The 20,968-nt window shown below is 61.3% G+C and carries 19 protein-coding genes; 14 read left to right on the top strand and 5 right to left on the bottom strand.

Annotated features, from left to right (window positions below):
- Positions 1-124 precede the first annotated feature (124 nt).
- Genes DEO48_RS22705 through DEO48_RS22695 form a run of 3 tightly spaced genes read left to right on the top strand, consistent with a single transcriptional unit; the run spans position 125 to position 6,381 of the window.
- The gene (locus DEO48_RS22705; protein ID WP_010427264.1) at positions 125-385 is read left to right on the top strand and encodes a XapX domain-containing protein; all 261 of its coding nucleotides are present in this window, start codon (positions 125-127) and stop codon (positions 383-385) included.
- Between the two features lie 23 nt (positions 386-408).
- A complete protein-coding gene (locus tag DEO48_RS22700) occupies positions 409-789 on the top strand; it encodes a response regulator transcription factor (RefSeq protein ID WP_059445718.1) in 381 nt (126 codons plus the stop codon).
- 9 nt (positions 790-798) lie between these two features.
- Positions 799-6,381 carry an ATP-binding protein gene (locus tag DEO48_RS22695; protein WP_109846362.1) on the top strand — a complete coding sequence of 1,861 codons (5,583 nt, stop codon included), beginning with the start codon at positions 799-801 and terminating at the stop codon, positions 6,379-6,381.
- 3 nt (positions 6,382-6,384) lie between these two features.
- On the opposite strand, the gene DEO48_RS22690 is transcribed toward DEO48_RS22695, so the two are convergent.
- Entirely contained in the window at positions 6,385-7,002 is a 618-nt protein-coding gene (locus tag DEO48_RS22690) for a response regulator transcription factor (protein ID WP_063408563.1), read from the bottom strand.
- A 324-nt stretch (positions 7,003-7,326) separates the two neighbouring features.
- Here DEO48_RS22690 and DEO48_RS22685 point away from each other — a divergent pair, with 324 nt between their 5' ends.
- A complete protein-coding gene (locus tag DEO48_RS22685; protein WP_024909504.1) occupies positions 7,327-7,929 on the top strand; it encodes an ATP-dependent Clp protease proteolytic subunit in 603 nt (200 codons plus the stop codon).
- Between the two features lie 135 nt (positions 7,930-8,064).
- Positions 8,065-9,186, top strand: coding sequence for a cupin domain-containing protein (locus DEO48_RS22680; protein ID WP_109846361.1), 1,122 nt, complete (start codon positions 8,065-8,067; stop codon positions 9,184-9,186).
- A 49-nt stretch (positions 9,187-9,235) separates the two neighbouring features.
- Here DEO48_RS22680 and DEO48_RS22675 read toward each other — a convergent pair whose 3' ends face one another.
- Entirely contained in the window at positions 9,236-10,651 is a 1,416-nt protein-coding gene (locus DEO48_RS22675; RefSeq protein WP_109846360.1) for a PLP-dependent aminotransferase family protein, read from the bottom strand.
- 176 nt (positions 10,652-10,827) lie between these two features.
- On the opposite strand from DEO48_RS22675, the gene DEO48_RS22670 reads away from it, so the two are divergent.
- A complete protein-coding gene (locus DEO48_RS22670) occupies positions 10,828-10,989 on the top strand; it encodes a DUF1127 domain-containing protein (protein WP_063409561.1) in 162 nt (53 codons plus the stop codon).
- Positions 10,990-11,030: 41 nt separating this feature from the next.
- Here DEO48_RS22670 and DEO48_RS22665 read toward each other — a convergent pair whose 3' ends face one another.
- Positions 11,031-12,419, bottom strand: coding sequence for a PLP-dependent aminotransferase family protein (locus tag DEO48_RS22665; protein WP_109846359.1), 1,389 nt, complete (start codon positions 12,417-12,419; stop codon positions 11,031-11,033).
- A 101-nt stretch (positions 12,420-12,520) separates the two neighbouring features.
- Here DEO48_RS22665 and DEO48_RS22660 point away from each other — a divergent pair, with 101 nt between their 5' ends.
- A complete protein-coding gene (locus DEO48_RS22660) occupies positions 12,521-13,000 on the top strand; it encodes a carboxymuconolactone decarboxylase family protein (protein WP_023310248.1) in 480 nt (159 codons plus the stop codon).
- On the opposite strand, the gene DEO48_RS22655 is transcribed toward DEO48_RS22660, so the two are convergent.
- A complete protein-coding gene (locus DEO48_RS22655) occupies positions 12,987-13,889 on the bottom strand; it encodes a LysR family transcriptional regulator (RefSeq protein WP_109846358.1) in 903 nt (300 codons plus the stop codon). The genes DEO48_RS22660 and DEO48_RS22655 overlap by 14 nt on opposite strands.
- A gap of 100 nt (positions 13,890-13,989) precedes the next feature.
- Here DEO48_RS22655 and DEO48_RS22650 point away from each other — a divergent pair, with 100 nt between their 5' ends.
- From DEO48_RS22650 to DEO48_RS22620, 7 genes are all read left to right on the top strand, one after another.
- Positions 13,990-15,405 carry an aldehyde dehydrogenase family protein gene (locus tag DEO48_RS22650; protein WP_109846357.1) on the top strand — a complete coding sequence of 472 codons (1,416 nt, stop codon included), beginning with the start codon at positions 13,990-13,992 and terminating at the stop codon, positions 15,403-15,405.
- Positions 15,406-15,557: 152 nt separating this feature from the next.
- Entirely contained in the window at positions 15,558-15,881 is a 324-nt protein-coding gene (locus tag DEO48_RS22645) for an antibiotic biosynthesis monooxygenase (protein ID WP_023310251.1), read from the top strand.
- Positions 15,874-16,269 carry an amino acid-binding protein gene (locus tag DEO48_RS22640; RefSeq protein WP_109846356.1) on the top strand — a complete coding sequence of 132 codons (396 nt, stop codon included), beginning with the start codon at positions 15,874-15,876 and terminating at the stop codon, positions 16,267-16,269. The genes DEO48_RS22645 and DEO48_RS22640 overlap by 8 nt, the downstream gene beginning before the upstream one ends.
- On the top strand, positions 16,244-16,939 hold the full coding sequence (locus DEO48_RS22635) for a helix-turn-helix transcriptional regulator (RefSeq protein WP_109846355.1): 696 nt from the start codon (positions 16,244-16,246) through the stop codon (positions 16,937-16,939). Before DEO48_RS22640 ends, DEO48_RS22635 begins: the two co-directional genes overlap by 26 nt.
- 148 nt (positions 16,940-17,087) lie before the next feature.
- Complete coding sequence (locus tag DEO48_RS22630) at positions 17,088-17,558, top strand: MarR family winged helix-turn-helix transcriptional regulator (protein WP_023310254.1); 471 nt, start codon at positions 17,088-17,090, stop codon at positions 17,556-17,558.
- Positions 17,555-18,622 carry an HlyD family secretion protein gene (locus DEO48_RS22625; RefSeq protein WP_109846354.1) on the top strand — a complete coding sequence of 356 codons (1,068 nt, stop codon included), beginning with the start codon at positions 17,555-17,557 and terminating at the stop codon, positions 18,620-18,622. The genes DEO48_RS22630 and DEO48_RS22625 overlap by 4 nt, the downstream gene beginning before the upstream one ends.
- Complete coding sequence (locus DEO48_RS22620) at positions 18,612-19,688, top strand: DUF2955 domain-containing protein (RefSeq protein ID WP_109846353.1); 1,077 nt, start codon at positions 18,612-18,614, stop codon at positions 19,686-19,688. Before DEO48_RS22625 ends, DEO48_RS22620 begins: the two co-directional genes overlap by 11 nt.
- On the opposite strand, the gene DEO48_RS22615 is transcribed toward DEO48_RS22620, so the two are convergent.
- Complete coding sequence (locus DEO48_RS22615; protein ID WP_109846352.1) at positions 19,685-20,956, bottom strand: DUF445 domain-containing protein; 1,272 nt, start codon at positions 20,954-20,956, stop codon at positions 19,685-19,687. The two genes, DEO48_RS22620 and DEO48_RS22615, sit on opposite strands and share 4 nt — an antisense overlap.
- Between the last annotated feature and the right edge of the window lie 12 nt (positions 20,957-20,968).

Raw genomic sequence — 20,968 nt, 5'->3', positions numbered from 1 at the left:
CGCTGATTGGCCTGCTGGGGATGCTGGCGGGTGAACAGGCGACGCGACATCTGTTATCCCGCGACGGCGCGCCGCCGCCTCCGGTGGCCGTTCCGCAGGCCAAATCGCAGACGGGAGCGTCCTCATGAAAGCATGGATAATTTCGCTGGTGTGCGGCGTGGTTGCTGGGGTAATTTACGCTCTGCTCGACGTCCATTCCCCGGCGCCGCCGGTTGTCGCCCTGCTTGGCCTGTTTGGCATGCTGGTGGGCGAACAGCTCATTCCGGTGGGACGGCGTTTACTGAGTCGCGAACCGCTTACCCTCGCCTGGTTTCGTCACGAATGCGTACCGAAAATCAGCGGCACGGCGCCTCCTGCGCCCGCGAAGGACGATCGCGACGTTTAATGATTTACCAGAGGAAAGACAGCATGACGCTGCCGTGGCGCATTGCCATCATTGATGACGAACGATCCGTCCGCAGCGGGCTGAGTAATCTCCTCGAGTCGGAAGGCTATGCCGCCGATACGTTTGATTCGGCAGAGGTGTTTCTGAGCCATCCGCTCGCCCTGTCCGGCGCGGCGCTGGTGATCACCGATATCAAGCTGCGGGGCATGAGCGGCCTGGAGCTGTTTGATAAGCTGCGGCTGCTGGCCGTACCACCACCGCCCGTGCTCTTTATCTCCGGTCATGCTGATGAAAATATGCAGCGGTACGCTCTTAATCTGGGCGCCGCTGCATTTTTGCGTAAGCCTATTAACATCGATATTCTGCTGGATCATATTCAGCGGGAGCTGGCCCGCCGACAATAAGGATCGCGGATGAACGAACACGAGCAGCCTGCATTCTGGCCCGCCCAGGGGAATCTTCACCAGGGGCGGGTTTTTGTCCTTAAAGAGGATGTGATTTTTACCGTGCTGGCGCAGGAGGGCGGAATCGCCTGGATGCACGCGCGACATCCTCATTCCGGCGGTTCGTTCATTATCGCTACCGCGGTGAGCGACGAAGAGGAGGAGCGGGCCACCCGGCTGCTCAAAAACGAGTTTGCGCTGCGTGACGCGCTGCAGGACAGCTGGGCCATTCGCGCCGTCGCGTCCACCCAGTACCGGGGACGCTTCGCGCTGGTGTACGCCCCGTTTTCCTTTGAGCTGCTGGCGCGGCGCGCGGGCAGGGCGATCTCGGGGATCGCGCGTTTTATCGAGCTGGCGATCAAGATCTGCGTTCCCCTGCGCCAGATGCATCTGCAAAACCTGATCCACGGCGATATCAAGCCCGGCAATATTTTTGTTCATCACGATGCCACCTGCCGTCTGGGCAGCTTTGGCCTTTCATGCAGCCTCTCCGGCGCCTTCGCGCAGACCCGGCTTGCCGTTTCAGGCGGCACGCCGGCGTATATGTCCCCGGAGCACACCTCCCGCACCCAGCGCCCCGTCGATGGCCGCAGCGATCTCTACAGCCTCGGCGTGGTGCTGTATGAACTCCTGACCGGACGCCTGCCGTTTGAGCTGGGGGAGGACGAGCAGACTAACTGGGCGCACTACCATATTGCCTCGGCGCCGCTGGCCCCGGACGCGATCCGCCCGGACGTGCCGGGAATGCTGTCGACCATCATCCTGAAGCTGCTGGAAAAGCACCCCGATAACCGCTACCAGACGGTCGACGGATTGATTGCCGACCTTCGCCGCTGCCAGGCGACGCTGACCTGCGAGGGCGAGATCGTCGCCTTTATCCCCGGTCAGCAGGACCGCACCCCGGCGATCCATCTGGCGGACTCTCTCTTCGCGACGCATCCGCAGGCGAATGACGTTATTGCGGCGTTTGAGCGGGTGGGGCAGAGCCTGGTGCCGGAGCTGGTGACGATCGGCGGGCCGTCGGGGATCGGCAAATCTTCGATCATCGCGACGGCGCTCAAAACGCTGCAGCAGCGTACGGTGCTGCTGGCGGTGGGCAAAGTCGACCAGTTTTCGCCGTCGCTGCCCTACGGTGTATTAAGCTCCGCGTTCCGCACCCTGACGCTGCACCTGCTGGGGCTGCCCGCAGAGGACGTGGCGAAGTGGAAAATCCGCTTGTCTCGCGCCCTGGAGGGGTACGAGGCGCTGGCCGTCAGCCTGGTGCCCGAGCTGGGCCTGCTGCTTGAGAGCAAGCCGCGCTTCTCGGCGGATACGTTTTCCATTGATGCCCGGGCGCGCTTCAGCCATATGGTGCTGGCGCTGGTAAAAACCTTTGCCTCGCAGGGCTGCCCGCTGGTGCTGGTGCTCGACGATCTCCAGTGGAGCGACGCCGCCAGCCTGTATACGCTTAAATACCTGCTGATGAACTGCGGCGCGATCCCGCTGCTGGTGGTTGTGGCTCACCGCGATATCGGTTCGCTATCCGAACCTACACTGCAACAGCAGCTGGCGAGCCTGCCGGAGGCGGCACAGCACGCGAGCGAAATTGTCCCGCAGGCGCTTTCCGTGAAAGCGGTGGCGCGCTGGCTGGCGACGGTATTTCGCACCCGCAGCGCGGCGACGACCGATCTCGCCACGCTGATCCACGAGAAGACGGGCGGCAACCCGCTATTTGTGCACGAGTTTTTCCGCCGCATCGTGGATGACGGCCTGGTAGTGCACAACAAATATCAGGACAAGTGGCACTACGATCTGCAGGCGATCCGCGCCAGGCATTACACCGAAAACGTCGTCACCCTGGTGCTGGAGCAGCTCGAAGAGCTGCCCGACGAAACGCGCCGCCTGCTGGGCAGCATCGCCTGCCTCGGCGGCACGGGCGAGATGGAGATGATCTGCCGCGTGGTCGGCATGTCGATGGCGGAAATGCGCTATGCGCTGCACCCGGCGGTGATGGCCCAGCTCATCGTGCTGGCGGAAAAAAAGTACGCCTTCACTCATGACCGGGTGCAGGAGGCCGCCTTTGCGCTGCTGGATCGGCATGAGAGAAGCCATATTCACCTGACCACCGCCAGCCTGCTGGCCGAGGCCGCGCGTCAGGCGGCGGGGAACGAGCTGCTGTTCCGCGCCGTTCACCACGTCACGGCCGCGCTGGACAGCATCCAGCCCGCCCCGCAGCGCGAGATGTTCCGCGAGCTTAGCCTGCTGGCCGCGCGACGCGCGAAGCGTTCGGGAGATTACCTTTCGGCGCTCGGCTATATCCAGACCGCCAGAGCGCTGGGTAACGCCGGGACGGTATCGGACTTTATGCTCGATATCGAAGAGGCAGGCTGCGAGTTTGCGCTGGGGCATCTGGAGCGCACCCGCAAGCTGTGTGACGCCATTCTCGGCTGCCCCGGCGGGCTGACCGAAAAGGCGCTGGCGGCCAACCTGCTGGTGGAGGTGTACATTCGTCAGTCGGACAGCCGTCTGGCGCTGGAGGCGGCGCTCTGCTGGCTGGGGATTTTCGGGATCCAGATTAGCCGCTATCCGGAAGATGCCGACTGCGACGAGGCCTGGGCGCTCTTTTGCAACCGCACGGCCGACGCGCCGCAAAACCTGTTTGCCCAGCTGTCGCGGATGGATAACCCGGAAACCGAAGCGGTGATGAACCTGCTCTACAGCGCCAGCATTTGCGCCAGCTTCATCTGCCCGCGCCTGCACTTTTTGCTGCTCTGCCGCATGATGCACCTGACCCTCGACCACGGCATTACCGGCGCCTCCACCACGGCGATGGCCTGGTTTGGCGTGCTGATTGGCCACCGCTACGCCGAGTATCGCCTCGGGTTCCAGTACGGCACCCTGGCCCGCGAGCTGGTGAATCGCCACGGCTACGACGCGTTCGAAGCCAAAACCCTGCTGCCGCTCGACCAGCTCAGCGTCTGGACCCAGCCTTTATCGTTTACCATCGAATGCGCGAAGGCCTGCTTCACCTCGGCGGTGACCCACGGGGATATGACGATGGCCTGCTTTGCGGCCTGCCACCAGGTGATTAACTTCCTCTCGCGGGGCGATCACCTGGACGGGGTGTTGACCAGCATCGAGCGCGGCCTGGCGTTCGTGCGTAAAACCCACTTCCAGGACGTGGAGACCATTCTGATGGTCCAGCGCGGCTACGTTGAGTTCCTGCGCACGCCGGTCATCGGCACCTGGACCGCGTCGCAGGTGCTGCCGGAGGCGCTGCTTCCCGCGTCGCCGGAGCAGGCGCCGGAGAAGAACTCCACCATGCTGTTCTGGTACTGGCTGTATCGCGGCATGGCGCACTTTACCTGCGGCGAATATGCCGACGCGCAGGCGGATCTTGAGATGGCGGGCTGGTACGCGTGGTCTGCACCGGGCCACATCCATCTGCTGGATTACCATCTCTACAGCGCCCTGGCGCTGTCACGTCAGCTGACGCCGGAGACCTTCTCGGCGAATCACCGCCGTAGCATTCACGCCCACTACGACAAAATCGCCCTCTGGGCGCGCGTAAATCCCGGCACGTTCGCGGATAAAGAGGCGCTGATCTACGCGGAAATCGTGCGTCTGGACGGGATGAACAGCATTGCGCTCGAGCAGTATGAGAAGGCGGTCCGGCTCTCCCGCGAGGGTGGGTTTAACCCGATCAACGCCCTGGCCCACGAGCTGGCGGGGCGTTTCGCGCTGGCGTGCGGCTACCCGACGGCCTCGGACGCCCACTTCCGCGGCTCGATTGCCGCCTGGGGACGCGCGGGCGCGCAGGCCAAGGTGCGCCAGCTGGAGCAGGATTTCCCGCACCTGCTGGCCTCCGGGCAGGCCAGCGCCTACGACACGGTGGCGTTCGCCCAGAATGAGACCATCCGCGATCTCCAGAGCGTCATCAAAGCCTCCCGCGCGCTGTCGGAAGAAATCAACCTGGAGCGCTTAATCGAAAACCTGATGACTATTCTGCTCGAACGCGCCGGGGCGCAGCGCGGCCTGCTGCTGCGCGTGAGCGAGAGCCTGATTCCGGAGATCGAGGCCAGCGCCTGGACCAGCACCGAGGGCGTGCGGGTGCGGATCCTGAAAGACGTGCCGACGGCGACCGACCTGCCGCTGTCGGTGCTGGCGGCGGTGATCCGCACCGGGCAGGAGATCCGCACCGGCAGGCCGGAGGAGTTCCATCCCTTCAGCCAGGACCCTTATCTGGTGACCTCGGGGGCGGCGGTGATGTGCGTCCCGATGTTCAAGCAGGCGCGGCTGGTGGGCGTGCTCTACCTGGAAAACCGCCTGATGCCGGAGGTCTTCACCGCCGAGCACTCGCGCGTGGTGAGCCTGCTGGGCGCGCAGGCCGCGGTATCCCTTGAGACGGCGCGGCTGTACGCCGAGCTGCTGGCGGAGAACATCCAGCGCCGACGGGTGGAGAAAGAGCTGCGCTCCAGCCAGACCTCGCTGATGCTCGGCGAGCAGATCAGCCACACCGGCAGCTGGCGCTGGGAGCTGGAGCAGGATCTGATGTTTGTCTCGGAAGAGTACGCCCGCATTCTCGGCCTGCCCGGGCAGCAAAAGACGATCTCCATGGCGGAGTTTTTGACCTTCGTCCATGAGGACGATTACGCCCGCATCAGCGCCATCGTCACCCAAAGCGTGCGCGACGGGCTCTCCATGCGCGCGGAGTTTCGGGTTAAGCGTACCGACGGCTCAACGCGCTACATACTCGGGATTGGCGATCCGGTGGGCGTGGGCAGCGAGGTGAACGAGTATTACGGCATCATCACCGATATCACCGGGCAGCGCGCGGCGGAGGATGCCATGCGGGTCGCGCAGGCGGATCTGGCGCGGGTCTCCCGGGCCACCACCGTCGGACAGCTGACCTCCTCCATCGCCCACGAGATCAACCAGCCGCTGATGTCGATCGTCTCGAACGCCGGGGCGAGCCTGCGCTGGCTCAACCGCGAGCCCGCCCGGCTGGATAAAGTGCGCGAAGGGCTGGAGGAGATCGCCGCGGAAGGCGCGCGGGCGGGGGAGATCATTCGCAGCATTCAGTCCCTGACCCGCAAGCAGGATCCAACCTTCTCGCGCATCGACATGCACTACCTGATCCACCATATCATCACGCTTTCGCGCAGCGAGCTGGAGCAGAGACACATTAGCGTTGATTATCTGTTAAAGGCGCAGGACAGCTTTATCACCGGCGATAGCGTGCAGATCCAGCAGGTGCTGCTCAATCTGGTGATGAATGCGGTTGAGGCGATGGCCGAGGTGAAGGATCGCGCCAGTACCATTACCCTCAGCACCGCCAACGCGGACGGGAAAGTGATCGTCGAGATCGCCGATACCGGGAGCGGCATTGAGCCCGAGCGGCTGGAGCAGATTTTTGATTCGTTCTACTCCACCAAAGCGCAGGGGATGGGGATGGGGCTGACCATCAGCGCCAGCATCATCGAGCGCCACTGCGGGAAGCTGAGCGCGCGCCGCCGGGAGCCGTACGGCACGGTGTTTGCGTTTGCGCTGCCGCTGGCGGCGCAGGAAGGGTAAGCGTTACTCCGCAGGCAGGCTTGAGGTCAGGCGCTCAACGGCCCTGACCAGCTCCGCCACGGAGCGCACCTGCATTTTCTCCATCACGCGGCGACGGTGCACCTTCACCGTGATCTCGCTGACGCCCAGCTCGGCGGCAATCTGCTTGTTCAGCATGCCGCTTATCGCCAGCGTCAGCACCTCGTGCTCGCGCGGGGTGAGGGACATGTGGCGCTGCTTCAGGGCGTAGTGCTCTTTATTGCGCGCGGCGTTGTGTTCCGCCAGCTGAAGCGCGGACTCGATGGCGTCGATAAGCGCGGTGGATTCGACGGGCTTGGTGAGAAATTCGTACGCGCCGCCTTTAATGGCGCGCACCGACATCGGGATAGTGCCGTGGCCGGTAAGAAAAATAATCGGGATTTCGCGCCCGCTGTCCTTAAGGGCATCAGCCACCTCAAAGCCCGAGATGGCCGGCATTTGCATATCGAGGACCACGCACGACGGGAGCTCTTCAAAGCGGTGTTGAAGAAACGCTTCTGCCGATGAAAAGCCGACGGCGTTCAGGTCCGCCGAATCCAGCAGCCCGATCACGGACTGTCTGACCGCGTCATCGTCATCAACCACATACACAATGTGTTCCATTCACCGCCCCGGTGCTGATTTACATGTCGAGGATGCAAACAATCCCGCCGGTTACGTAAGGGACTGTTTATGCTGACTTTCATCTTAACACATTAACTATCATTATCATTTAACAATATGATAACCGTATGAAGATGAAGTATAGCGATCCGTGACCGGGGCGGTTAAGGAACGAAACGCTGATTTTATGCACCCACAAGCTCGATGCGGTTGCCGTCCGGATCCGCGATTACCGCTTCGTGGATTGCGATCTGTCCGTGAGGACTTTGACCCGTAAAACAGGCTACACTCTGGTTTTGAGCGCTACAAGCTGAGGAAATAACAATGCACTACACACTGAAAGAAAGCGACAAGGAAAAAGCGGAAGGGTCAAACGGCGCGGGCGCTCTGCAGCAAAAACTGCTGGAGTCCCGTTCGATTGTGATCTCCGGTGAGATCAACCAGGAGCTGGCGCAGAAAGTGATCACCCAGATGATCCTGCTGCAAAGCGTCAGCAACGATCCGATCAAGCTGTACATCAACAGCCAGGGCGGCCACGTGGAAGCGGGCGATACCATCCACGACTTCATCAAGTTCATCCGCCCGGAAGTGCACGTCATCGGCACCGGCTGGGTGGCGAGCGCCGGGATCACCATCTTCCTGGCGGCGAAGAAAGAGCACCGCTACTCGCTGCCAAATACCCGCTTTATGATCCACCAGCCGCTGGGCGGCGTGCGCGGTCAGGCAACGGATATTGAGATCGAAGCGCGGGAGATCATCCGCATGCTGGATCGCGTGAACAAGCTGATCGCCGACGCCACCGGCCAGCCCCTGGAAAAAGTGAAAAAAGACACCGATCGCAACTTCTGGATGTCTCCGGCAGAAGCGCTGGACTACGGCATCGTGGGTAAACTGATAACCCATTATGACGAGCTGAAGCTGGATTAAGTTTTCGCGGCGTGTTTGAGTCGGGTGGCGGCTTCGCCTTACCCGACCTACACGCCCTCGTTTGACCCATGACAAGTTCCCCCTCCGCCTTCTTGCCTATAATCGCGCCTGTTTCCCCTCTCACTGGTGCTACCCATGGCGTATCAACTGAACCTGAACTGGCCGGAATTTCTTGAGAAATACTGGCAAAAACAACCCGTAGTGCTGAAAAATGCCTTCCCGAATTTTGTCGACCCGATTACCCCGGACGAGCTGGCAGGGCTGGCGATGGAGCCGGAAGTCGATAGCCGTCTGGTGAGCCATTTCAACGGCAAATGGCAGGCCAGCAATGGTCCGTTTGAGCACTTTGACGATCTGGGCGAAACCGGCTGGTCGCTGCTGGCGCAGGCGGTGAACCACTGGCATATGCCTGCCGCGGAGCTGGTGCGTCCGTTCCGCGTTCTGCCGGACTGGCGTCTGGACGACCTGATGATCTCCTTCTCCGTGCCGGGCGGCGGCGTGGGTCCGCATATCGATCAGTACGACGTGTTTATCATTCAGGGCATGGGCAGCCGCCGCTGGCGCGTGGGCGACAAACTGCCGATGCGTCAGTTCTGCCCGCATCCGGCGCTGCTGCACGTCGATCCGTTCGAGCCGATCATCGATGAAGATCTGGCTCCGGGCGATATCCTCTACATCCCGCCTGGATTCCCGCACGACGGCTTTACCCATGAGACGGCGCTCAACTACTCCGTCGGCTTCCGCGGGCCGAACGGTCGCGATCTGATCAGCAGTTTCGCCGATTACGCGTTGGAAAACGATCTGGGCGGCGAGCACTACAGCGATCCGGATCTGACCTGTCGCGAACATCCGGGCCGCGTGGAGCAGTACGAACTGGATCGCATTCGTCAGATGATGATCGACATGATTAGCAAGCCGGATGATTTCACAAAATGGTTCGGCAGCTTTGTCTCCACCCCGCGCCACGAGTTGGATATCGCCGCCGCCGAGCCGCCGTACGCGCCGGAAGAGGTGCTGGACGCGCTGCAGGGCGGCGAAACGCTGTCTCGCCTGAGCGGCCTGCGCGTGCTGAACGTCAACGGCAGCTTCTTTATCAACAGCGAACAGCTGGAGACGGTAGACGCGAAAGCGGCGGATGCGCTGTGCCGCTACACCGAACTCGGTCAGGCCGAGCTGGGCGATGCGCTGAATAACCCGGCGTTTGTTGAAGAGCTTACCGGGCTGATTAACCAGGGGTACTGGTACTTCGACGAGTAGTGCTGCACGGTTTTCTCCCTCTCCCTGTGGGAGAGGGCATCAGGCCGCACTACTCCTCCATCGCAATCACAATCGCTTCACCCATCTTCTTCAACGCCTCGCGATTCTTCTCCGTCGGCGGCAGCGCTACGTTGATCCGCAGACAGTTGCGGTACTTGCCGGAGGCGGAAAACAGCGACCCGGCCGCGGCCTGGATCTTCAGACGACACAGCTGCTTGCTGACGCACACCATGTCGACCTTCTCCGGCAGTTCAATCCACAGCAGGAAGCTTCCCTGAGGGCGCGTGACGCAAATCTCTGCCGGAAAATACTGCCGCACCCAGCAGGTGTAGGTTTCCATATTCTGCTGATAAATCTGACGCATACGGCGCACGTGGCGATGGTAATGGCCGTCGCGAATAAACGCCGCCACCGCCATCTGCGTGCCCGGCACGTTAAACCCGCCGGCGGCGTATTTCATGTGCATCACCCGGTCGTAGTAGCGTCCTGGCACAATCCAGCCGACGCGCAGGCCCGGCGCCACGGTTTTGGTAAACGAGCTGCAGAGGATCACACGGCCGTCGATATCCATCGAATGAATGGTGCGCGGGCGCGGGTACTCCGCCGCCAGCTCGCCGTAAATATCATCTTCCACGATCACGATATCGTGCCGCTGGGCGAGGGCCAGCACCTGCTTTTTCCGCGCTTCCGGCATGATAAACCCGAGCGGGTTATTGCAGTTGGGCACCAGGATAACGGCCTTGATCGGCCACTGCTCCAGCGCCAGCTCTAATGCCTCGATGCTGATCCCGGTCTCGGGATCGGTAGGAATTTCAATCGCCTTGATGTCAAACCCGCGCAGCATCTGCATGGTGCCGTGAAACGACGGTGATTCTACCGCCACGATATCCCCCGGCTTGCACACCGAGAGCAGGGCGATCGACAGCGCGCCGTGGCAGCCGTTGGTGATGACAATCTCGTTCGCTGCCACGGTGGAGCCGCCGTCCAGCATCAGACGGGCGATCTGCTCGCGCAGCTCCAGGCGGCCGTCGAGCACGTCATAGCTCAGCATCTCGGCAGGATTATGCTGCGCTATGCGGCTCATCTCGCGCCACAGGGGCTTCAGGCTCGGCTGGTTAATGTCCGGCGAGCCGCCGCCAAAGGAGATCATCTCTTTGTCGGCGCGGGCGTCCAGCAGCATCATCACCTCATCCCACTGGGTGACGTCCACGGGGCGCTGCACCGGTCGCGTCATGGCCGGAACCGGCGGCTGGGCCTTGCGCTGCGAGACAAAATAGCCGGAGCGCGGCTGAGGGGTGATCAGCTGGAGGTTTTCGAGGATCTGGTAGGCCTGCTGTATGGTGCTGATGCTTACGCCGTGCTCCTGGCTCAGCGTGCGCACCGACGGCAGACGTTCGCCGCTGCGATACAGACCTTGTTGAATGCGTTCCGCCAGAAGATTGGCCAGATGTTGGTAGCGCGTCATGCTGTATCCTTTGTTTTCACCATACGGATTGTAAAACCAGTACAGATTGCCGTAAAAATTGGCATGCAGATACTGTTTTAGCGGATCTGTATGTTAAACAAAAGGTGTTTTTGCATCTGTATTGCACGGGTGGATTTCCGGGATGATAACCCCACTGACAAAGTGAGGAGAGCATCATGGAATTCTACGAGAATCGTTCAAAACGTCCGTTTATTGTGTTTGTCTGGATCGCGAAAACAACACGCAACTGGTATCGCATCAACCGCACCCGCCGCATCCTGAGCCGGATGAGCGACGAGCAGCTCAAGGACGTTGGGTTGTCGCGGAATGATGTATGAGCCACGTCATCGCCGGGCGAGCGCAGCGCACCCGGCGATGTTCAGCTCAACAGCGCAAGCGTCTGCCGCTTCGGCCTCTCCAGCAACGCCACCGCCTCTTCATACGACCGCACGTTGTTATAGCCCATCACCAGCCCGTAGCGTTTGCCCGACCCGCGATACCACTCCGAAAGCGCATTCACCTGCAGCTGCTGTTCCTGCCAGCAGCGTGCCACTTCCCGGTCACCGCTTCCTCTGGTCAGGAACGCCACGATATGCATCCCGCCGTCATTTTGCTCGGTGAAAAACAGATCGCCATACACCTCGCGCAGGGCGGCAATCATCCAGTCGCGGCGGGTCTGATACAGCGCGCGCATCTTTTTCAGGTGACGGAAAAAATGCCCTTCGTTGAGAAACGCGGTGAGGATCTTTTGCGTCAGCACCGGCTGGCCGCTGGTGGTAATGTCCGCGCAGTCGGTAAAGGCCCAGACGGTGCTGGCGGGCATCACCACGTAGCCCATGCGCAGCGACGGCATGATGGTTTTACTGAAGGTGCCCATAAAAATCACCCGATCGTGCCGATCGAGGCTTTTTAGCGACGGCAGCACCTTGCGGGTGTAGTGAAACTCTCCGTCGTAATCGTCTTCAATAATCCATGCCTCGTTCTGGCTGGCCCAGTCGAGCAGCTGCTGCTTGCGCGGCAGTGAGAGGGTGACCGCCAGCGGGCTCTGGTGCGACGGGGTGACGATGGCAAATCGGGCATCGCGATGGTGACGGAGCAGGTAGTCCGTGTCGATACCGCAGCGATCGACCGGCACGGTGTGCAGGCGCGGCACGATCCGCTTGAGCAGCTGCTGGCCCATAAAGTAGCCCGGATCTTCAAACACCACCTTGTCGCTGCGGCTGGCAAGCGTGTCGAGGATCAGCCGCAGGCTGCCGCTGTAGCCGCTGGTGATCAGCACCTGTTCGGCGCTGCAGGAAAGCCCGCGTGAAATATTAAGATAGCTGGCGATGGCCTGGCGCAGCGGATACCAGCCCAGAACGGGCGGGTTAAGCATCTCCTCCTGACGCATGGCGCGCGTCGCCTGTCCCGCCAGCAGCAGCCATTTTTTATACGGAAAGCTGTCGAGGGCGGGGATGCCGGGGCGCAGAAACCCGGCCCGCTCGCGCTGGCTGATGAGGGATGCCGGAAGCGTGCCGGTGGGCTGTTCCGCAGGGGCACTCTTATCCGGCAACAGCAGATCCGGGTTGACCCGCGTGCCGCGCGCGCCCCGGCTCACCAGATACCCTTCCCCCGTCAGAATGGCATACGCCGTTTCGACGGTTTTACGCGCCACCTTCAGCTCTTCCGCCAGCACGCGGATGGCGGGCACCTTATCGCCCGGCTTCAGCACGCCGCGCGTGATGTTGTCGCGATAGCGGGAATAAATCTCGTGATAGCCCGGCTTCATGTCCTACCTATTTTCACGATTTTTGTATCTTTTTACTATGTCATGAACGGCGTAGATTTGCCTCATCGCATGACACATGCCGCACAAAAAGAGGAAAGACAATGAGCACTCGCGTCAACCACCATAAAGTCACACCTGCCCTCGCCAACGCCCTGTCCGCACTGAGCATGGAGGTGGCAAAAACCTCCATCGACCCGGCGCTTAAGCACCTGATCGACATTCGCGTATCGCAGCTGAACGGCTGCACCTTCTGCCTGGATATGCACTCGAAAGAGGCCAAAATTGCCGGCGAGCGCGAGCTGCGCCTGTATCATCTGGCGGCCTGGCGCGAGTCCCCGCTGTTCAGCGCCCGCGAGAAAGCCGCGCTGGCCTTCACCGAAGCGCTGACCCAGATTGGCGTTCACGGCGTAAGCGACGCGCTGTACCGCAGCGTGGCGGAGCACTTCTCGGACGTGGAGATTTCAGAGCTGAACTTCGCCATCGTGGCGATCAACGCCTGGAACCGTCTGGGGATCACCTCCCGCATGGCGCCGGGCGCGCTGGACGCGGCTTACGGGCTGAACAAGGCTAACCTGGAATAATCCCGCGCTCGCGGATCGTTGCCACCAGCGCCCGCAGGCCTGGCGGGACGTGGCGATGGCCGGGGTAGTAGAGGCGCAGTCCGGCAAAGGGCTGCGCCCAGTCGTTTAGGACGCTCACCAGCTCTCCACGCTCCAGCTCTTCCCGGATATACAGTTCCGGTAAAAATCCTACCCCTAATCCCGCTTTTACCGCCCGGATCGAGGCAAAAAGATCGGACGTCGCAAAGCGTGGCGGCACGGCAAGGGCGTACGTTTCCCCCCGACGCGCCAGCTCCCAGCGGTAGATCCCGCCGTGGGCCATGCGCATGCCGATCCCCTGATGCGAAAGCAGATCGTCCGGCGTCTGCGGAATGCCGTAGCGTGCAAAATAGTCCGGCGTGGCGGTAACCAGCTGGCGGATCTCCCCGGTCAGCGGCACGGCGATCATGTCCTGAGGCACGGACTCCTCAAGGCGGATCCCCGCGTCGTAGCCTTCCGCGACGATGTCGATCATTCGCGCTTCGCTGACGGTCTCTACGCGCATCTTCGGGTAGCGGATCATAAAGTCGATCAGCAGCTGGTCCAGAAACAGGGCGCCGATATGGTTCGGCACGTTCAGGCGCAGCGTGCCGGCGGGTTCCCCGGTGTCGCTGTGGATCTCCTCGCTGGCGAGACGGATCTCCTGCAGGGCCGGGCCGATACGCGCCACGTAGCGCTGTCCGGCGTCGGTGAGCGCCACGCTGCGGGTGGTGCGGTTAAAGAGGCGGGTATCAAGGCGGCTCTCCAGCCCGGCGATGGCGTTGCTGACCGCCGTGGCGGACATGCCCAGCTCCTGCGCCGCGCCGCGAAAGCTGCCGCGCCGCACGACCGCCATCACCACTTCCAGCTCTGTCAGACCTGAACGATGCATAGATTATCCTGAGAATCGAAACAACCCTTGCAGCATAGCGTGGATTATCGCAACGGAGAAGCCGTGACAGACTGTGCTTACACAGCCTGAGGAGGTTTATATGCACACCATCGAACAGATCTTTATTAACGGCGAATTTGTTACCCCGCACGGCACCGAGTGGTTTGATTTGTACAACCCGGCGACGGCGCAGGTCATCGGCCAGGTTCGTCTGGCGGATGAGGTTGACGCGGAGCGCGCCGTTGCGGCGGCAAAAGCGGCGTTTCCGGCGTGGTCACGGACCACAAAGCAGGAACGCATCGCGGCGCTAAAACGTATGCACGCCGCCGTGGCCGCTCGTCACGACGATCTGCTGGAAGCGGTTATTGAAGAGTACGGCGCGCCCGCCTCGCGCTCGGCGTGGATGGCCAGCTATCCGGCGGAGGTGATTGCTCAGGCCATCGAGGCGCTGGAGGCGTTTGAGTTCGTCATCCCCGCAGGCGCAGCGACGGTGCAGATGACGCCGCTTGGCGTGGCCGGGCTTATCACGCCGTGGAACAGCGACGCGGGGTTTATCTGCGGCAAGCTGGCGGCCGCGCTGGCGGCAGGCTGTACGGCAGTCATCAAGCCGAGCGAAATGAGCGCCCTGCAAACCCGGATTGTCACCGAAGCGCTGCGCGATGCCGCGCTGCCGCCGGGGGTGTTTAACATCGTCACCGGGCGCGGCGAAACCGTCGGTGAAACCATCAGCCGCCATCCGGATGTGGCAAAAATCTCGTTTACCGGCTCGACGAATACCGGCAAGGCGATCCTGCGCAACGCGGCGGAGAGCTTTAAACGCGTGACTCTGGAGTTAGGCGGTAAATCGCCGACGATCCTGCTGGATGATGTGGATCTGGCGCAGGCGATCCCGCTGGTGATTCAGGCCGGGTTTATGAACAGCGGGCAGGCGTGCGTGGCCGGAACGCGCATTCTGGTGCCGCAGGCGCGCAAGGCTGAGATCGAAACCGCGCTGGCGCAGGCCGTGGCGGCGTTGAAATCGGGCGATCCGCGCGATAGCGCGACGGACGTCGGCCCGATGGTCAGCGAAAAGCAGTGGCAGCGGGTGCAGGGCTATATCCGTAAAGGTATTGAAGAGGGGGCGCGTCTGCTGGCGGGTGGTGAAGGGAGACCGGACGGCACGCGAGACGGCTGGTTTGTTCGCCCGACGCTGTTTGCCGACGTGAACAACCAGATGACGGTCGCCCGTGACGAGATTTTCGGCCCGGTGCTGTGCGTAATCCCCTATCGTGACGAGGCGGAGGCTATCGCCATTGCCAATGATACCGACTACGGACTGAGCGCGATGGTGCTGGGCGGCGATGCGAACCGCGCGCGACGCGTGGCGCAGCAGATTGTTTCCGGTCGCGTGCTGGTGAATACCCTTGCCCATGAGCCGAAGGCGCCGTTCGGCGGGTTTAAGCACTCCGGCGTGGGGCGCGAGATGGGCGAGTGGGGAATTCGGGCGTTTATGGAGCCTAAGTCGATTCTGAGCTAAAACCTGCCCGGTGGCGCTGCGCTTGCCGGGCCTACATCATCCCACTGGCCGGATAAGCGCAGCACCATCCGGCACATTACTTCGCTCTTTGCCGAAGCATCGTTCCTCTCTACCCTGCATTCTCTCCCCAACATCACTACGGAGAGACCATCATGATTGCAGTCATTTTCGAAGCCAAAGCCGCGCCCGCCCATCAGGCGCGCTATCTTCAGCTCGCTGCCGAACTCAAACCTTTGCTGGCGGACATCGACGGCTTTATTGATATTGAACGGTTCCAGAGCCTGACGACCGACGGCAAAATCCTGTCGCTTTCCTGGTGGCGGGATGAGGAGGCCGTCCGTAGCTGGAAGCAGAACGTCTTCCATCAGGCCGCGCAGGCCGAAGGGCGGGAGTCGATTTTCGCGTACTACCGCATTCGGGTGGCGCAGCTGGTGCGGGAGTACAGTTCCGAAACCGGAGGGCACGCGGATGTATGACGTTCATGTGATTTTTAGCGACAGGCCCGGCGAGCTGGCGCGCTTTGGACAGCTGCTGGGGCGCAACGGCGTGGGGCTGGAGGGCGGAGGCGTATTTGGTACCGATGCCCATTTTCTGGTGGAAGACGGGGAAAAAGCGCGATGCGTGCTGCTCGACGCCGGGTTTACCGTGCAGGCGTTGCGTAAGCCGGTGATCCGGAAACTCAGGCAGGAGCGCCCCGGCGAGCTGGGTGAAATTGCGGCGGCGCTGGCGGCACGCGGCGTGTCTATCCTTACCCAGTACAGCGACCATGCGAATCACCTTATTCTGCTGACGGATGATGATAAGCTGGCCGCAGAGATCACCGAACCCTGGGCGACATATGTTAAAAACGAGCCTACCTCCTGATAACGGCGCGGCGCTGGAACAGGCCATTGCCGCGGTGGCTGCCGCAATGGCCGATCCGTCGCGCGTAAAGATGCTGTGCGCGCTGATGGACGGGCGGGCGTGGACCGCCACCGAGCTGAGCGCGGCGGCAGACGTTGCGCCGTCGACCGCCAGCGGGCATCTCGCCCGGCTGGTGGAGGGAAAGCTGATTACCTGCCTGTCTCAGGGGCGGCACCGCTATTATCGTCTGGCGGGGCACGACGTGGCGGAGCTGGTGGAGCAGATGATGGGGCTCTCCTGGAGCCGCATTGCCCCGCCGGAAACGACCGCACCGAAGGCCATGCGCGAGGCCCGAACCTGCTACGACCATCTTGCCGGAACGGTTGCGGTGCAGATCTATGATTTCATGCAGACGGAAGGCTGGCTGGAGGCTGACGGTTCAGCGCTCACGCTGTATGGCCGGGAGCAGTTTCTGAAGCTTGGTATTCCGTTAAATCCCAATACACGTCGCAAGGCCTGCTGCGCCTGCCTGGACTGGAGCGAGCGGCGCTTTCATCTTGGCGGTGAGGCGGGCGCGGCGCTGCTCATTCATCTGGAAAACAAAGGGTGGATCCAGCGGGTGGCGGGATACAGGGAGGTGGTGGTGACGGCTTCAGGTAGGGCTGCTGTTAAGAGACTTTTTAGCCGCTAAACTCCGCTGCGGGCTGGTGCCCTCACCCCGACCCTCTCCCACGGGGAGGGGGAGACGTCGTTTTGCAATTCCTGCTCTTTCGCCTCTCGTTTCTTGATACTTATCCTGATAACTATTATCGTGGCCGCGTGTGACGAGAGGTTTCCCCATGAGCGAAGAAGAACTGTTTAGCCGCAGGCCGATGGGCATGCGGATGGCGATGATCGTGCGCCAGTGGCGTGCGGTAATCGACGACGCCATTCTCGATACCGGGTTAACCCAGTCGAGCTGGACGGTGATGATGCAGCTTCATCAGCTCGGGGATAACGTCTCCGTGAGTGAGCTGGCGGAGGTGCAGGGCATTGAACTGCCGCCGCTGATGCGCACCCTGGCACAGCTGGAAAAGCAGGGTTACCTGCTGCGCTCCGTATCGCCTTATGACAAGCGCATCCGGCTTCTGACGCTGACGCCTGAGGGAAAAGCCATATTAAAAAGGCTCACTCAGGTGATTGAGACCTATCAGGCGCGCGTATCGCAAAACATCGCGCCGGAACATATCGACATTTTCAGCGCCACCCTGAATCAATTCGCCTGCAATTTGCGGACTATCCGCGAAGAAGATAACAAGACCGAAAAATAATGACCCCTGAACAAAAGTTTGCCCGCTGGGTAAGGGTGAGTATTGCCTCTTTCCTGCTGATGTTTGTCTACTTTATCGTCGCGGATATCTGGATCCCGCTGACGCCGGACTCCACCGTGATGCGCGTGGTGACGCCGGTTTCTCCGCGCGTCTCCGGCTACGTGGCGGCGGTACATGTCCATAACAACAGCCAGGTGAAGAAAGGCGATCTGCTGTTTGAGCTCGACGACACGCCGTTTCGCAATAAAGTGGAAGCGGCGCAAATCGCGCTTGAGCAGGCACGCCTTTCCAACGACCAGCTGGATGCGCAGATCGCTGCCGCGCAGGCCAGCCTGAAAACCGCCGTGCTGACCGCGCGTAACGACAAAGTGACCTTCGATCGCTACCAGAAGCTGAGCACCCTGCAGAACGTCTCGCAGGCGGATCTGGATAAGGTTCGCACCACCTGGCAGAGCAGCGAGCAGTCCGTCAGCTCCATCCAGGCCAATATCCATAACCTGCGTATTCAGCGCGGCGAGCGGGACGAGCATCGCAACGTGACGCTGCAAAAATACCGCAACGCGCTGGATGAGGCAGAGCTTAACCTCGGCTGGACGAAGGTCTACGCCCAGGCGGACGGCACGGTCAGTAACCTGCAGTTAAGCCCGGGCTTTTACGCCTCCTCGGGTTCCGCCGCGCTGGCGCTGGTGAACAACCAGACCGATATCGTGGCCGATTTTCGCGAAAAAAGCCTGCGTCACACCCATCAGGGCACCGATGCCGCCGTGGTGTTTGACGCCTTCCCGGGGCACGTTTTCCGCGCCCACGTGACCAGCAGCGACGCGGGGATACTGGCGGGTCAGGAGGCCGTTAACGGCCAGCTGTCCGAACCGGAAACCTCCAACCGCTGGGTGCGTGACGCCCAGCGCATGCGCATTCACGTTACGCTGGATGAAGCGCTGCCGAAGCATCTGCCGACCGGCGCGCGCGCGACCGTACAGCTCTACAACAGCGAGGGGCCGTTTGCGCGCTTTTTCTCCGGGATGCAGATCCACCTGGTGAGCCTGCTTCACTATGTCTATTAGCACCCTGGCGCGGGTGTTTACCCCGCACGGCAACATCGTCTATACGGCAAACGACTTTCGCCAGACCCTGCGCATCGTCTTCGCCGGGATGATTGCGCTCAGCATCTCCAGCTTTTACAACACCAGCTACGGCGTGTTTTTCGTGGTCTATCCGATCATGCTCCTGTCGCTGGTGCCGGTGTTTAACCGCCACGTGGCAAAGCAGTTTATCTTCAGCGCCGCGCTAAACTGCGTCGAAATGATCTTAATCATCGGCTATCTGTCGCAATGGCCGGTCATCATGACGCTGGTGGTGTTCGCCCTGTACGTGATGCGTTTTCGTTTTATGAGCAAGGGGCCGCTGTTCCTGTTTGGCTCAATGGGCGTGGTGTGCCAGAGCGTGATGCTCAACTTTATGAGCTACCCCACCACCAGCTGGCACACGCTGCTGTTTTCCAACATCGAAGCGAGCGTGATGGCGGTGTGCCTGAGCGCGTTGATGAACTATCTCCTGCCTGACGTGGAGCCCCGCAGGCCGCCGCCGCTGATTGAGAAAGACGATGCCCGCGTGCGCCACGAGTCGCTGCTCTCCGGTACCGTCGCGACGCTGATATTCGTGGTGTTTCAGATTAGCGACTTAAGCGATTCGCTTTCGGCGCTGATGGCGGGGATTTTGATCCTGTTCCCGATGCACTATCGCGGTTCGGTGATGAGCTCTATCTGGCGCGTGGTCGGCGTGGTGTTGGGCTGCCTCTATATTCTGGTGGTGCAGCTGATCCTCTACGATCACAGCAGCCATATGCTGTTGATGATGCCCCTGATCGGCCTCGGGCTGGCGTTTGGCGCGCGCCTCCACGTGATGGAAAAGGTGGGCGCGGGCGTGGGGTTTTCCAGCATCACCACCATCGGCATTATGTTCGGGCAGAACATGCACCCGGACACTGACCTGGTGTTCAGCGATCTCTATCGCATCACTTCCGTCACCTTTTCGCTGGTCGCAACGCTGACGATGGTCTTCCTGGTGCACCTGATCCTCAATCGCTTCGAAGCGACGCGCTACGTCATCGCGCCGCCCAAGGTAGATTAATGTCCCAGCGCGGCAGGCAGCTGCGAGAGTAAAAACAGGATCAGGCCAATCGTCCCGCCGACCAGCGTGCCGTTGACGCGGATGAACTGCAGATCTTTACCGATGTTCAGCTCAATCTGGCGTGACATGTCTTTGGCGTCCCAGCTTTTGACCGTGTCGCTGATGTGGCGCGTCAGGAAGGCGGCAAAATCCGGCGCGAGGCGGTGCGCGGCCTGCTCCAGATGCTCGTTCAGCGACGCCCGCAGGCTGGCGTCGTTAGACAGCGTTTCGCCAAACCACAGCCCGGCGTTGGCGATGCGCTGCTTCACCCGCGAATCCTCGCTTTGCATATCCGCTTTCAGCCACTGGCGCAGGTCAGCCCACATCTCTCCCAGATAGCGGTTAAACGCCTCATCGTTTTTCAGGTAGTGCTTGATGTTGTCGGCTTTCGCCGCCATTTCCGGATCGTTTTTCAGGTTGTCGATAAGCTTCAGCGTGGCGCGGTCGAACGCCTGGCGGATCTGGTGCGTGCGGTCGTGGCTGATATCGTCCAGCAGCGTGTTCACCGCGTTCGACACCATCTCCGCGCTTTGATCGCCCAGCCACTCGGTGGGCAGCACCATCGCTTTGCGCGGATGCTCGGTCTTCAGCCAGTGGACAATCTGATCGGCAATAAAGTCCCGCGTGCTCTCCCGCTGAATCAGGGTAATCAGACGGTTGATGATCGCATCCAGCAGCACCTGGTGGCGGTTGTTTTTGGTCATGCTCTCCAGCATCACTGCGCTGGTTTCGGTGAAATCAACCTTGTCGATGGCCTTATGCACCGCCCGTTTGAGCAGGCGCTGAATACGCCCGTCGTCCGTGAGTTCGAGAAAACCACTCATCACCTGCATCAAATGCAGCCCGACGCGCTGGGCGTTGTCGGGCTTGCTGAACCAGGCGCCGATCATCTGCGCAGGTTCATAGCGGCGAATCAATGCGACCAGCGACTGGGTATCAAGAAACTTCTCCTGCACAAACTGGCCGAGATTGTCGCCGATCCGGTCTTTATTGCGCGGGATGATCGCCGTATGGCGGGAGATAAAAGGAATCGGCACCCGACGGAACAGCGCGACGACCGCAAACCAGTCAGCCAGCGCGCCGACCATCGCCGCCTCGGCAATGGCCTTCACACCGCGCACCCAGAATGTCTGCGGCAGGAACAGGGTGGTGATAAAGGCTGCGGCGGCAATCAGCAGCAGCGACAGCGCCAGCAGCTTGGCGCGTTTGAGTTCAGCTATTTTTTCCATGGGGTAAGGATA

It is taken from the genome of Enterobacter sp. CGMCC 5087, assembly GCF_003144775.1.
GTDB lineage: Bacteria > Pseudomonadota > Gammaproteobacteria > Enterobacterales > Enterobacteriaceae > Enterobacter > Enterobacter cloacae_M.
Note: the sequence above shows the minus strand (reverse complement) of the source record. Positions and strands in the feature narration are given on the sequence as shown.